Annotated in this window: 12 protein-coding genes; 9 read left to right on the top strand and 3 right to left on the bottom strand. The window is 41.5% G+C overall.

The annotated features are described in order from the left end of the window. Positions 1 to 184: 184 nt before the first annotated feature. The 3 genes from L4C37_RS03820 to L4C37_RS03810 all read left to right on the top strand — a co-directional run bounded on the left by L4C37_RS03820 (position 185) and on the right by L4C37_RS03810 (position 3464). Positions 185 to 1405 (top strand): thiolase family protein, encoded by a 1221-nt coding sequence (locus L4C37_RS03820; RefSeq protein WP_429767918.1) that lies wholly within the window; start codon positions 185 to 187, stop codon positions 1403 to 1405. A gap of 25 nt (positions 1406 to 1430) precedes the next feature. Then, positions 1431 to 2591, top strand: a complete 1161-nt coding sequence (locus L4C37_RS03815; RefSeq protein ID WP_429767917.1) for an acyl-CoA dehydrogenase family protein — start codon at positions 1431 to 1433, stop codon at positions 2589 to 2591. 114 nt (positions 2592 to 2705) lie between these two features. Next, on the top strand, positions 2706 to 3464 hold the full coding sequence (locus tag L4C37_RS03810; RefSeq protein WP_429767916.1) for an SDR family oxidoreductase: 759 nt from the start codon (positions 2706 to 2708) through the stop codon (positions 3462 to 3464). A 201-nt stretch (positions 3465 to 3665) separates the two neighbouring features. On the opposite strand, the gene L4C37_RS03805 is transcribed toward L4C37_RS03810, so the two are convergent. Beyond that, on the bottom strand, positions 3666 to 4010 hold the full coding sequence (locus L4C37_RS03805; protein WP_137373818.1) for a YajD family HNH nuclease: 345 nt from the start codon (positions 4008 to 4010) through the stop codon (positions 3666 to 3668). A 256-nt stretch (positions 4011 to 4266) separates the two neighbouring features. On the opposite strand from L4C37_RS03805, the gene yghU reads away from it, so the two are divergent. Beyond that, entirely contained in the window at positions 4267 to 5127 is an 861-nt protein-coding gene (gene yghU / locus L4C37_RS03800; protein WP_429767915.1) for a glutathione-dependent disulfide-bond oxidoreductase, read from the top strand. A 145-nt stretch (positions 5128 to 5272) separates the two neighbouring features. On the opposite strand, the gene L4C37_RS03795 is transcribed toward yghU, so the two are convergent. Continuing rightward, positions 5273 to 7009: an electron transfer flavoprotein-ubiquinone oxidoreductase gene (locus L4C37_RS03795; RefSeq protein WP_429767914.1), complete on the bottom strand. Its 1737-nt coding sequence runs from the start codon at positions 7007 to 7009 to the stop codon at positions 5273 to 5275. A 299-nt stretch (positions 7010 to 7308) separates the two neighbouring features. On the opposite strand from L4C37_RS03795, the gene L4C37_RS03790 reads away from it, so the two are divergent. From L4C37_RS03790 to L4C37_RS03770, 5 genes are all read left to right on the top strand, one after another. Continuing rightward, positions 7309 to 8148: an electron transfer flavoprotein subunit beta/FixA family protein gene (locus tag L4C37_RS03790; RefSeq protein ID WP_429767913.1), complete on the top strand. Its 840-nt coding sequence runs from the start codon at positions 7309 to 7311 to the stop codon at positions 8146 to 8148. Between the two features lie 129 nt (positions 8149 to 8277). Further along, positions 8278 to 9288 carry an electron transfer flavoprotein subunit alpha/FixB family protein gene (locus L4C37_RS03785; RefSeq protein WP_429767912.1) on the top strand — a complete coding sequence of 337 codons (1011 nt, stop codon included), beginning with the start codon at positions 8278 to 8280 and terminating at the stop codon, positions 9286 to 9288. 78 nt (positions 9289 to 9366) lie between these two features. Then, positions 9367 to 9612 carry a hypothetical protein gene (locus L4C37_RS03780; protein WP_137373823.1) on the top strand — a complete coding sequence of 82 codons (246 nt, stop codon included), beginning with the start codon at positions 9367 to 9369 and terminating at the stop codon, positions 9610 to 9612. A gap of 208 nt (positions 9613 to 9820) precedes the next feature. Then, complete coding sequence (locus L4C37_RS03775; RefSeq protein ID WP_429767911.1) at positions 9821 to 10825, top strand: response regulator; 1005 nt, start codon at positions 9821 to 9823, stop codon at positions 10823 to 10825. A gap of 2 nt (positions 10826 to 10827) precedes the next feature. Further along, on the top strand, positions 10828 to 11271 hold the full coding sequence (locus L4C37_RS03770) for a PAS domain-containing protein (RefSeq protein ID WP_137373825.1): 444 nt from the start codon (positions 10828 to 10830) through the stop codon (positions 11269 to 11271). A 155-nt stretch (positions 11272 to 11426) separates the two neighbouring features. On the opposite strand, the gene L4C37_RS03765 is transcribed toward L4C37_RS03770, so the two are convergent. Then, positions 11427 to 13814, bottom strand: a complete 2388-nt coding sequence (locus L4C37_RS03765; protein ID WP_429767910.1) for a putative bifunctional diguanylate cyclase/phosphodiesterase — start codon at positions 13812 to 13814, stop codon at positions 11427 to 11429. Position 13815 lies beyond the last annotated feature (1 nt).

Here is a 13815-nt window from a genome sequence, read left to right as displayed (position 1 = left end):
ATTATGCAACTGATTTGGCGTTGCTATTAAGTAACCAACTACTGCCGTTGTTCATTAAATGATGCTATTGGTTTGAAATTTAACTTGTTCCTATGTTTATAAATGTTAGTGCTATGCTTGTGGAAACGTCAAGAAATCAGAATCGAATTACCGAAATCAGATATTGCATCTGGAGGGTTAAGTAATGAGCGATGAAATATGGATTGTTTCCGCTAAACGAACACCAATGGGCAGTTTTCAAGGAATGCTTAGTGATTTTAGTGCTCCACAACTAGGCAGCCTAGCCATTGAAGCGTCGGTAAATGCAGTTGCTATTCCGATGGAAGATATTGATGAAACAATTATGGGGTGTGTACTGCCGGCTGGGTGTGGGCAAGCTCCGGCAAGGCAAGCCGCTTTAGGAGCTGGGCTGCCATTTTCAGTGGCTTGTACCACTATCAACAAAGTGTGTGGCTCTGGAATGAAATCGGTCATGTTGGCTCATGACCTGATCAAATCAGGCAGCCTTCGATGTATCGTTGCTGGTGGAATGGAAAGCATGACCAATGCCCCTTACCTGCTGAAAGAGTCTCGTAAAGGGATGCGACTTGGGCATAAAACAACACACGATCATATGTTCTTTGATGGCTTACAAGATGCTTATCAAGGTGAATTAATGGGGGTGTTTGCTCAGAAATCGGCAGATAGGTTTCAATTTAGCAGAACAGAAATGGATGAATGGGCAGAAAAATCGGTGAATTTGGCGGTAACTGCGCAAGAACAAAACCTATTTTCTGATGAAATGATCCATGACTTCTATATAGGCGAGCAACTCATTGATTTTGATGAACACCCAAGAGACATCGATACCACTAAAATTTCGACTTTGAGGTCTGCTTTCACTAAAGATGGAACGATCACCGCGGCAAATTCTAGCTCAATAGCGGATGGGGCTGCGGCTGTGATTGTTATCAATGAAACACTAGCACGCCACCATGGTCTGGAGCCTCTTGCCATCATTAAAGGTCATGCCACTCATGCTCGTGAACCTGCGGAGTTTACTCTTTCTCCTGTATTTGCGATTCAATCACTGCTCTCTCAATTAGACTGGGATATTGAAGATGTGGATCTCTGGGAAATTAATGAAGCATTTGCCGTGGTGACTCAAATCGCCGTTAAGCAATTGTCGATAGATCCTTCAAAAGTCAATGTAAAAGGCGGTGCATGTGCCTTGGGACACCCTATTGGAGCGAGTGGTACTAGGATCTTAGTCACTCTTATTCATAGCCTCAGACAGCTTGCTTTAGCTTCACAAACAAACGCCCCTTCAAAGACTCCTCTGGTACTTAGAGGTGTGGCTTCATTATGTATTGGAGGAGGCGAAGCGACAGCCGTTGGAATTGAAGTTTCAGTGGTTAATTCATAATTGAAAATTGTAGCCGGAGGAATGTATGGACTTTGAATTAAGCGAAGATCAACGAGCATTTTCTGAAATGGCTCGCCAGTTTTCGTTGGATAAGTTATCCCCGAATGCAGCTTTATGGGATCAAGATGAAATCTTTCCCAAAGACGTGCTGAAACTATCTGGAGAGCTTGGTTTTTTGAGTTTGTATACTCCTGAAGAGCAAGGTGGTTTAGGGTTAAGTCGACTCGATTCATCGATTATTTTTGAACAACTTTCTATGGGCTGCACGTCCACAACTGCTTTTATGACGGTGCATAACATGGTGAGTTGGATGATCTCAAATTTTGCTACCAGCGAAGCGAAAACGGAGTTTTGTTCAAAGTTGATTGCTGGTGAATGGCTTGGTTCGTATTGCCTGACTGAACCGAATTCAGGGTCGGATGCTGCTTCACTGTCAACCTTCGCGAAAAAGCAGGGTGATAGCTATGTACTGACGGGTGAAAAGGCGTTTATTTCTGGGGCGGGTGATACGGATATCTTAGTCGTTATGGCGAAAACATCGGAAGAGGAAAGTGGTGCTAAAGCTATTTCTGCCTTTGTTGTACCTGCAAATAGTGCCGGTATAAGTTATGGAAGAAAAGAGCAGAAAATGGGCTGGAAGAGCCAAGCGACTCGGTCGGTAATTTTTAAAGATGTTGAGATCCCCAAGCATTATTTATTGGGCAAAGAGGGCGACGGCTTTACCTTCGCAATGAAAGGGTTAGATGGAGGGCGAATTAATATTGCTAGTTGTTCCATTGGTACAGCTCAACAAGCGCTGAATGATGCGATCGAGTACATACAACAGCGTAAGCAGTTTGGAAAGGAAATTGCTCAGTTCCAAGGCATCCAGTTTAAGTTAGCTGATATGGCAACCGAATTAATAGCCGCGAGGCAAATGGTTCGATATGCCGCCAGTAAATTAGATAGACAAGACCCTGAAGCAACCGCTTATTGTGCGATGGCAAAACGGTTTGCGACCGATGTAGGGTTCAGGGTATGCGATCAAGCTCTGCAGCTTTATGGCGGCTATGGCTATATTAAAGAGTACCCGGTAGAAAGATACTTTAGAGATGTGCGAGTGCATCAAATATTGGAAGGAACGAATGAGATCATGCGCGTCATTATTGCCAGACATGTTTTAACTCAAGGTTCTAATTTACTGTGAGTTTTAGTTCGTTTCAAAGCTATAACGGAAAGCAAAGCTATAAAGGAAAGTTTTCATCAAGAGCAATCACGGACTGCTTTCACCTAGAGCAATAACTGAAAATAAGGACGTAGAATGGAACTAAAAGGGAGCGTGATCGCTATTACAGGCGCAGGGCAAGGGCTTGGGCAAATGATGGCGATAGTATTAGCTCAGTCAGGAGCTGAACTTGCCTTGCTGGATATGAATGAACAAGCTTTGTTGGATACTCAGAAACAGTGTCATATGCTTGGAACCAAAGCTTTTGTGTATAACGTCGATGTCACGAGTGAACTTCAAGTAGAGCAGACTTTTAATTGTATTGTGGATGATTTTGGCCAGCTAGATGGGTTAATTAATAATGCGGGTATTTTACGTGATGCTCTGCTGGTTAAATCCAAAGATGGAAAAATGACGAAAATGTCATTAGAGCAGTTTAATTCTGTCATTGATGTCAATCTGACAGGCACATTTTTGTGTGGCAGAGAAGCAGCTGCAAAAATGATAGAGACGCAGAGAAAAGGCGTGATCATTAATATCTCAAGTGTTGCGCGTTCAGGCAATATTGGACAGTCGAATTACTCGGCCTCTAAAGCGGCAGTAGCAGCAATGGCAACGTGTTGGGCTAAGGAATTAGCGCGGTATGGGATACGAGCTGCAGCCATTGCTCCAGGTATTGTTCAAACCTCGATGGCTGAAAGTTTAAAGGCGGAAGCGATAGAAAGATTGAATAGCATGGTGCCTGTCGGGCGTATTGGAGAGCCTGCTGAAATTGCGCACGCAGCGAAATATATTTTTGAAAATGATTACTTTACCGGTCGTATATTAGAAGTCGACGGCGGGTTAAGAATGTAATGCTTAGGTAGAAATATAAACAGAGAAAGGCGGCATTAAGATCAAAGTGGAGGTGAGTTCAGAGGAGAAATTTACGGGCTTTTAAAAATGAAAACGCCCTGGTATTTATACCTAGAGCGTTTATTGAAAATCAATGCAGCAAAAAGTGAACGCAGTCTCTTCGCTTAACCGTTTAAATACTTACGGTTTTTTATGAAATGATCATTTCTTCATCAATTTAGCAAGATCAGCAAATGGGTTGTGCGTTGCTTGCTGGTGATCATCTAAGCTTGCTTTCGCATCCACACCATAGCGATCATGATCTGTGTATTTTGAATGCTCGTGATCGTGGCAATATAGGCACAACAATTCCCAGTTACTGCCATCTTGAGGGTTGTTTGTGTGGTCGTGATCGACGTGGTGAACCGTTAGTTCACGTAAATTTGAATACACAAATTCGCGAGCACATTTGCCACAAACCCATGGGTATAGTTTCAGTGCTTTTTCACGGTACCCACTTTCTTGGCGGGCATAGGCTGCACTTGAGCCTGTGTAATCTGATGACATTTGTTCGTCCTACTTCATGAATCTATATCAATACAAAGTACTTTATCATAACTCTAAAAGTAGGAGGATGGTTTAACAAGGGTAGATGCTTTTCACCGGATCTAGATCATTTAAACCTTACGCTTTGAACTACTCTTTAGATTCACAAAAGAACACCCAGTAACAAAATGTAAGTGAAATAGAGTGGTTGGGGTTTTAATTAGTAGAAACGCCCCGATATCAGTTTATGAAACACCCACATTACTAAGGAATGATAATGACAAATGAATATACTCCACCGAAAGTTTGGGTAAATGACACCAATGGTGGCAATAAATGGGCAAACATTAATAGCCCAGAGTCTGGAGCAAGACACGAACAAGATTTACCGGTCGGTGAGCATTCTTTACAACTTTATTCTCTTGGTACGCCAAACGGACAAAAAGTAACGATTCTTTTAGAAGAGTTATTGGCGTTGGGTATTAAAGAAGCTGAATACGATGCTTACCTTATTAACATCGGCGAAGGTGACCAATTTTCATCAGGTTTTGTGGGTGTGAACCCAAATTCAAAAATCCCAGCTTTAGTAGACAAGACGGGTTCGGAAGATAACCACGTATTTGAATCAGCTTCTATTCTGGTTCATTTGGCGGAAAAATTTGGCAAGTTCTTACCAAAAGAGGGCAGTGCTAGGACTCAAACATTCAATTGGTTGTTTTGGGCTCAAGGTTCTGCACCATTCTTAGGTGGTGGCTTTGGTCATTTTTACGCGTACGCTGATACCAAATATGAATACCCAATTAATCGTTTTGCGATGGAAGCAAAACGTCAGCTAGATGTGTTAGATAAACAACTGGCTAAGAATACGTATGTCGCGGGCGAAGAGTACAGCATTGCCGATATGGCAATCTGGCCGTGGTATGGCAATTTAGTGTTGGGCAAAATTTACGACGCAGCAGAGTTCTTGCAAGTCGAGTCGTACACGAATGTGGTTCGTTGGGCTAAATTGCTTGAAAGCCGTGAAGGTGTGCAACGTGGTCGCATTGTGAACCGTTCTTTTGGTGAAGAATGGGAGCAGCTACCTGAACGCCATAGTGCGGCTGACATTGATGCCGTTCTAGCGAAGAAGCCTCAATAACGCCTTTAGTTAAGCCGTTAGTATTTGAATGATTTTAAAGTGAGAGTGTTTTTACACTCTCACTTTTTTTGTCCTTTTTTTAGTCTCATCCGCACTTTCATGCAGATTCGTCATATCCCAATAATTTCAGATTTCAGCTAATAGACTACATGTTTTGATAGTTAGGACCGCCACCACCTTCTGGTGGTTGCCATTTGATATTTTGAGAGGGGTCTTTAATGTCGCAGGTTTTACAGTGTAGGCAATTAGCCGAGTTGATCTGAAACTTGGCTATTTGTTTTTCATTTTCCCCTTTGACTTCTTCCCGAATAAATTCGTAGACACCAGCAGGGCAGTACCTTTGGCTTGGTTCATCGTAAAGATCTAAATGCAGTTCGATTGGAATATCTTGATCGATTAATTGAAGATGACAAGGTTGGTTCTCTTCATGTTGAGTACCAGACAAAAATAGTGATGACGCTTTATCAAAACTTAATATGCCATCAGGCTTTGGGTAATCGATCTTATAAGATTGGTTAGTTTGGTGAAGTGTATCATGGTCATACTTTTGATCTTTTATTGTCCATGGAACTGTTTTTTTTGTCATAGAAGACCAGATGTTATGCTCGAAACTGGCAAGTAATCCCCCGAGAACATGACCAAATTTATGAATTCCAGAACCGAAGTTACGAGTGTCTTTCAATTCATCATAAAGCCATGATTGCTTAAAATGTTTTTGATAGTTTGGCTCGCTTTGAGGTTCATTCGAATTAAGCTCATCAAAAACAGCTTGAGCAGCAAGCATGCCTGATTTCATTGCGGTGTGGCTGCCTTTAATTTTGGCTACGTTTAAAGTCCCGGCATCGCAGCCAATTAAAATACCACCAGGAAACTCTTGCTTGGGAAGTGATGATAATCCCCCTTTAGCAATGGCTCTTGCGCCATAAGCGATTCGTTGACCGTCTCTCAAATAACGAGCAAAAGTAGGGTGGTGTTTAAGGCGCTGGAATTCATCGTATGGACTTAGATATGGGTTTTGGTAATTGAGGTCGGTAATTAAACCTACCGCCACTTGGTTGTCGGCTAAGTGATATAAAAAACTTCCCCCACAAGTATTGGTTTCACTCAAAGGCCAACCCGTGGCATGTATGACTTTTCCTTCTTCATGATATTCGCAGGGTATTTCCCATATCTCTTTTATGCCTAACGCGTAATGTTGCGGTTGAGCTTCATGGTCTAATTGGAAACGATTTATGAGCTCCTTGCCTAAATGACCACGAGCACCTTCAGCAAAGAGCGTGTATTTAGCTTTTAGTTCTATACCGGCTTCAAAAGAAGGCTTTTGCTGATTGGTTTTATCTAATCCCATATCAGAGGTAATTACACCACTAACCCGACCATCTTGGTCATAGCTAATGGATGACGCGGCAAAACCTGGGAATATCTCCACTCCAAGTTCTTCAGCCTGAACGGTAAGCCAGCGGCACAAGTCGGCAAGACTGATGACATAGTTTTTATGGTCGTTTCTATTGTTAAGCATTGGGTTTGGAGTAAGAAAATGCGGAATAACAACATGATTTTGGTTGGTTGTTAGGTATAGAAATTGATCTTCGGTGACTTGTGAGCTTATCGGTGCAGACATCTGATGCCATTCAGGGAAAAGCTCATAAAGTGCAGAGGTTTCAAATACCGCACCTGACAGAATATGTGCCCCTACTTCTGCGCCTTTTTCGATGACACAGATTGATAGTGGCTCATTCTTGTTCTTTATATCGGGCGATTGAGATTCATTTTTAAGAAGAGGTGCTGGCTTGTTCAGCATAGCCAATTGGCACGCCGCAGCTAAGCCAGCTGGACCTGCGCCTACAATTACAACATCAAATTCCATGCATTCTCTATCCATGATTCTTACCTGCTTTTCTGCTGAAGACAAAGGCGTATAGAAAGCTATGACGTACCGAAAATATGAATAATTGAAGCCAAGGTGATAATGAATTGGAAGTTAAACCGCCGCGTTGTGTGCACCTTATCTGTTAGCCATTACCCACTTAGTGTCTTACAAATATAGTCCAGTTGACGGAAACGTAAACTTTACTAAGCTCAAGTGAAGAACTGTTTTATATGGTTTTTCTGTCTGGTGAGTAATAATTTTGCACATATTGATACCTGTGGCATTGCATAGTGGTTAGGTAGGGAGAAGTTATGAAAATACTCGTGTCGATTAAAAGAGTTATTGACCCTTATGCCAAAATTAGAGTTAAACCTGACGGCTCAGGTGTTGAAGTTAATAACGTCAAAATGAGCATGAACCCGTTCTGTGAGATCGCAGTTGAAGAGGCGATTCGTTTAAAAGAGGCAGGTCATGCATCTGAAGTGATTGTTGTTTCAATCGGTGAGCAATCTAGTCAAGAGCAGCTAAGAAATGCTTTGGCACTAGGGGCTGACAGGGCTATTCAAATTGAAGCTCCGAACCAAATAGAGCCATTGAATGTTGCCAAATTACTTCGATCAGTGATGAAGCAAGAAGAGGCTGACCTTGTATTACTCGGAAAGCAGTCAATTGATACGGATAATAACCAAGTCGCGCAGATGCTTGCTGCCTTATCTAGCTGCGCTCAGGGGACTTTCATTTCTTCAATTGTTCCTCAATCTCACCCTATGGGCGCCGATGCCACTTCAACGGAGACTAATGAATCATCAATGGGTGACGCTGTCACTTATGGCGGGTCACAAATAGCGTCTCTTCAAGTCACCCGAGAAACGGATGTCGGTTTGGAGACTTTAAATCTGAGCTTGCCAGCGATACTCAGTACCGACCTACGCTTAAATGAACCAAGATATGCGTCACTCCCTAACATTATGAAGGCGAAAAGAAAGCCGCTGGATGTCCTCACTCCAGAACAGTTAGGTGTTGCTATAGAAAGCTCTCAACAGATAGTAGAGGTTTACGAACCTCAAGAAAGAAAAGCTGGTGTGATTGTCAGTGGGATTAGTGAACTGGTTGATAAGTTAAAAAACGAAGTGAAGGTTTTGCCTTCATGAATAAAAATTGTCAGTGAATTATGGTTTGACGGCACCGTAAGTGACTAAAACTTGTGACCTGAATTTAAGGATCTGTATCTAGTCAATAAATGCAGAGAGAGTGTTCAACCGATTAAAAAGGAGCACATTATGGACAATAACTTTTGTTCAATCCTGATCATAGCTGAGCACGATAATGTTAATTTAGCACCAGAAACACTCAAAACATTAAGCGCAGCAAACCACCTTGTACAACAAGCGAAACTAGACCCTGCAATTGATAAGATTGAAGTTAATGTAGCTGTGATTGGACATAACTTGCCTAGCGTAGTAGATGCTTTTAAAGGAATTGACGGCATTGATAATTTGCTAGTGGCTGATCACGAAATGTATCGAAATCCTTTAGCTGAAAGAATGGCTAGTGTGATTGTGTCACTGGATCAGCCGTTCACTCATATTTTGGCTCCGGCATCTACTTTTGGGAAAAATCTATTGCCTCGAATTGCTGCACTACTCGATGTTGGTCAGCTCTCTGACGTGATAGAAATTCAAGCTCTCGATACAGTAATAAGACCAATTTATGCAGGTAACGCTCTCGCTAAAGTCAAAAGCTTTGATTCCACGAAGGTTATGACCATCCGCAGCTCAGCATTTGATGCAGTGCCCATTAATGAAAGCCGAGATGAACCTATTAACGCATTAACTATCTTGTCTATTGCTGATAACACAGCAGACGACAACGACATCTATGCGGTTTCTGACTTTGTTTCCCAGCATAAAGAAGAAAGTGTTCGTCCTGACTTACCAGCTGCACGAATTGTTGTATCAGGGGGACGTGGGCTAGGCAGCAAAGAAAACTTTGTCATGGTTGAAAAGCTTGCGGATAAACTTGGTGCGGCAATAGGAGCCTCAAGAGCCGCAGTAGATGCAGGGTATGTGGCTAATGATTTACAAGTAGGGCAAACCGGTAAAATTGTAGCGCCCGATCTATATATTGCTGTGGGTATTTCGGGGGCGATTCAACATTTGGCTGGCATGAAAGATTCAAAGGTGATTGTCGCAATTAATCATGATTCAGAAGCGGCGATTTTTGATGTGGCAGATTATGGGGTCGTTGGGGATTTATTTGAGCTGTTACCGGAACTCATTGATTCGGTTTGAGCTTTAGACCATCGTAGTACATCAATATTTTAGAAAGCACTCTAAACTGACTCTATTAATGTGCCGTAGGAGATTAAAATGGAAGTTGGTTTATTTTGGGCAGAAAAAGGGATGTTGCTTCTCGGTGTGCTTTTTGTTTTAACTGGTGTTATGCAATATGGTAAACGGAGCCAAGACTGGAAAGGTGTCGTGACTATGTTTTATAAACGAATCCCTATGAGTATTGCTGAATATAAGTGGTACCGATTAGGCATAGCACTTCTCGTCTTCGCCGTTATTATGCGCTTTGCGTTACTGATTTTATGGCCAACGCATCAGCTTTAGTAGTCAATTGATTTTAGTATTGTCATTAAAACAATACTTTATAAAGATAACTTTAACAGCTAACGAACCACGCGCTAGAATTTTGGCTAGTGCAGTAGTTTCATTCTGAGTTATAAATATAACTTGTAAAACCCCGCAACTCCGTACCTGATACTATAACAATCTGTTACACTGATGTTTATAAGTTAAAAATATCAATGGTGGATGAATGTCGTTTCCTATTCTCATTTGTGATGATTCTGCGTTAGCTCGAAAGCAGATGGCACGCTCTCTGCCTGCATCTTTAAATGCAGATATAACATTTGCAGTTCACGGCGTGAATGCGCTGGAAGAGCTAGAAAAGAATAAATTTAAGCTTATGTTCCTCGATCTAACCATGCCTGAGTTAGATGGCTATGGAACATTAGAAGAAATGCAGCGTCTGGGTGATGACACACCAGTCGTGGTTGTATCTGGTGATATACAACCGAAAGCCAGAGAGAAAGTGTTATCTCTTGGGGCAAAAGCTTTCCTGAAAAAGCCGATAGATAAAGAAGCGCTAAAAGAAATACTGCGTGAATTAGTTGATCCACCGAAGCAGCCGCAAATTGTTACGCCAACGATTCTTGACTTACCAGTATTGCGTCGTCGCGATATATATATGGAAGTAGCGAACGTTGCGATTGGTCGTGCTGCTGATGCGCTAGCAAGGCATTTTGATGTGTTTGTGCACTTACCATTACCGAATGTGAATATTTTCGAGGTAAGTGAACTACATATGGCATTGCGTGACTTGGCTGAAAATGACCAAGTTTCAGGTGTATGCCAAGGTTTTAGTGGTGAAGGTATTGCTGGTGAAGCTCTCGTTCTTTTAAGTGACTCAAGTGTGAGTGACTTGAAAAAATTGATGAAAGTGCCGACTGAAAGTGAAGAATTAGAAGAGCTCGAACTATTAATGGATGTGTCTAACATACTTGTTGGATCGTTCTTAAATGGCTTAGGTGAACAGTCCGAAGTACGATTCTTCCAAAGTTCCCCTGTGCTATTAGGTCAGCATATTTCGATTGATTCTATTATCGAAAATACCAGCGGATCATTTCAGAAAACAATGACATTCGAAGTGAGCTATAACATAGACGGCACTTCAATTCGTTGTGATTTACTATTTATGTTTGTTGATGAATCTTTGCCTTTATTAGACAACAAGCTTGCGTACCTAATGGAGGAGTTTTAAGTATGCTCAATCTCCCTGCAGAATTTGAACAATTCCACTGGATGGTGGATATGGTACAAAACGTTGATATGGGTTTAGTGGTTATGGACCGAGATTATAACGTTCAAGTTTGGAATGGTTTTATGACTCACCATAGTGGCTTACAGTCACATGATGCGATCGGCAAATCTATTTTTGAATTGTTCCCTGAAATACCTGAAGATTGGTTCCGAATAAAAACCAAGCCAGTTTATGATCTAGGCTGTCGAAGCTTCATTACGTGGCAGCAGCGCCCGTATTTGTTTAAGTGCCGTAATGTAAGACCGATTACGCAGCAGGCTGACTTCATGTATCAGAATGTGACGTTAAACCCGATGAGAACACCTACGGGGAAGATCAACTCACTGTTTTTGTCTATTCAAGATGCAACAGCAGAAGCTTTGGTTTCACTGAATAAAACAAGTTAGTGTTTCGATAACAGATAACAGATAACAGATAACAGATAACAGAAAGTTCCTATTTCTAATGGCGTCACTGCAAAGTGTCGCCATTTTTAGTTTTAGGTACGGATTTATTTGAAATCAGTATGCATTGCCCCTCTAATAATTAGACGTTTACATAGTTAGCCGTTTGAATAATTAACACGGCGGATAAAACGGTCTCTAAACTGCTCTAAGGGTAATGGACGAGAGAGGAGGTTCCCTTGTACAAATTGGCAACCTTGGTCGGCTAAATAGGTAAGTTGCACTTCATTTTCAACGCCCTCTGCCACTACTCTTAGCCCATATAATTTTGCTAAAGTGATAATAATTTCGACCATTTTTTTATGATGATCCACTTCGATGGTATCGACAAAACTGCGATCGATTTTTAAACAATCGACTGGGTAGTGAACGAGCTGATTAAAAGCGGTGTAGCCAGTACCAAAATCATCCAATACCAATTTTACTCCGATATCTCGAAGCTGGTTTAGTATGTGAACAGAATCGGCGTCAGGGGCTGCCAATTTGGTTTCCGTTATTTCTAGGTGAATCAAACTAGGTTCAATGCCTGATTGCTTAATTTTAAGCGCTACTTGCGGGGCAAACTCTTTGTTCTTGAGTTCTAGAGATGAGATGTTAACAGACAGATAACCGCCAAACCCTTCATTCCTTAATTGCGTAAATTCAAGAAGAGAGCGATCAATCACCCAAAGGTCAATTTTCTTGATCAAGCTGGATGATTCCGCTATTTGAATAAAGGTTTCAGGTCCAATATCTTTAGCCATCAATGTAGGGCTTCGGAGTAGCGTCTCATAGCCGACAAGTGCAAGTGAGCGAGATTCGAAAATTGGCATGTAATAGAGTTCAAGTTGATTCTCAAGTAGCTCCTCAAGGAGCGTGTTTTCAATGGTTTCGGTTAGTTTTAATTGGTTCTCTAATGCTTTGGTGAAAACCTCATATCTATTACGCCCATTCGCTTTTGCTTGATACATAGCGGTATCAGCGCATTTGAGAAGATGGGAAGCAGAACTCATATTCTCCGTGTACATTGCAATGCCTATACTGGCTTTCACATCATGGCATATTCCGCCAACTTCGAACCCACCATCAAACATGGCAATAATTTGTTGAGCGACATGTTCTGCTTCATCAAGTCCATTTATTTTAGGCAGCGCAACGGAAAATTCATCTCCTGCCAAGCGAGCAATGCTTGAAAATTCTATGCTTGATGATGACACCGACGTTTTGACCACGTCCGTTAAACGTTTACTGAATATTTGTAATAGTTTATCGCCAGTTTCATGACCATGGTGATCGTTCACTTGCTTAAACTTGTCTAAATCAATAAACAATAAGGCAAAGTCTTGAGGTCTTTTATCTTTGAATTCTACGGTATTAACAAACTTTAGGCGCTCTTCAAGCCAAGTTTCAAATTGTCGCCTATTGGCGAGATCAGTGAGAACGTCTCGTGAAGCAAGGTGGTCCAAGTTACTGACCAAGTGATAATAAGCGTTATTGAGTTTGGACACTTCGTCATTTTTATCGAGTAATATCAGTTTATTATTGCCACTGAGTGTTGTCTCTCTAACATTCGACTCCAAAGATAGGATTGGGTTGATTATCTGAGTTTTTATTACCCAAAGTAAAAACAGATAGGTAACAACAGACATGACAAGGGCGCTTGAGAAAGCCAAGTAAAATGAAGTGGTCGTAGACTTATCGACTAAATGCTTAGGGACTTTTACAGAGTAGAAATACGCCCCTCCATCCATTGAACCAATAAGGGATTTGTCTTGGCTAAGAGTAACATTGATATCCGTTTGGTCTATTTGTGAAGAGCCAGGGAAGAATTCAGGTTGAACTGAAAAAGTGACCTCGTCTCCAAACTCGTGGCGAATTTGGTTTTGAAAAGTTGTAAAGCTATCTAGGTTAGTGACTTGTATAGCAACGAGGTATTCGTTGGTTTTGTTCCGTAGGTCATGCTGAAGCAGTCTCGGAGAGAAAGATCGCGCATACACTATTTTGAGTATTCCATCTGAGTCTCTAAATAAAGTGCTGACGGTAGAAAAAGAGGAGGTCAAAAGGAAATGTTGCAGTGCGTGCTTAACAAATTCTTCAGTATGGGGAGGGAGCTGAACTTCACTAAAAGGGTCGTTATCATCGAAGGCGAGTAATATGCGACCGCGATTATTAGTGATATGAATACTTTGAGTGGCGCTGTTTTCTACAGAGCGCGCAATCATAGAATAAATGGCAGGGTTCAGGGAATAATCAAGATAGTCCCAATTCACTTCATCGGAAATTCGAATAAATTCATTATTATTCAATATATTAGATAGCTGGGAATTGTTTGACCTGTCTTCAATCTGCAAAGATTCATGTAAGTGATACAAGCTATGACTGATGAAATGAGTATGGTAATCAACCTGATGTTGCCTAAAAACTTGGAAGGATAAGTATCCCGCCGTTGCAAAGGTGAGAATGATGATGGGTAAAATAAAAAACTTTACACGCTGGGTTAAATTCATA

This window comes from Vibrio kagoshimensis (assembly GCF_050337535.1).
GTDB classification, from domain to species: Bacteria; Pseudomonadota; Gammaproteobacteria; order Enterobacterales; family Vibrionaceae; genus Vibrio; species Vibrio gallaecicus.
This window is presented reverse-complemented; position numbering and strand designations above follow the sequence as displayed.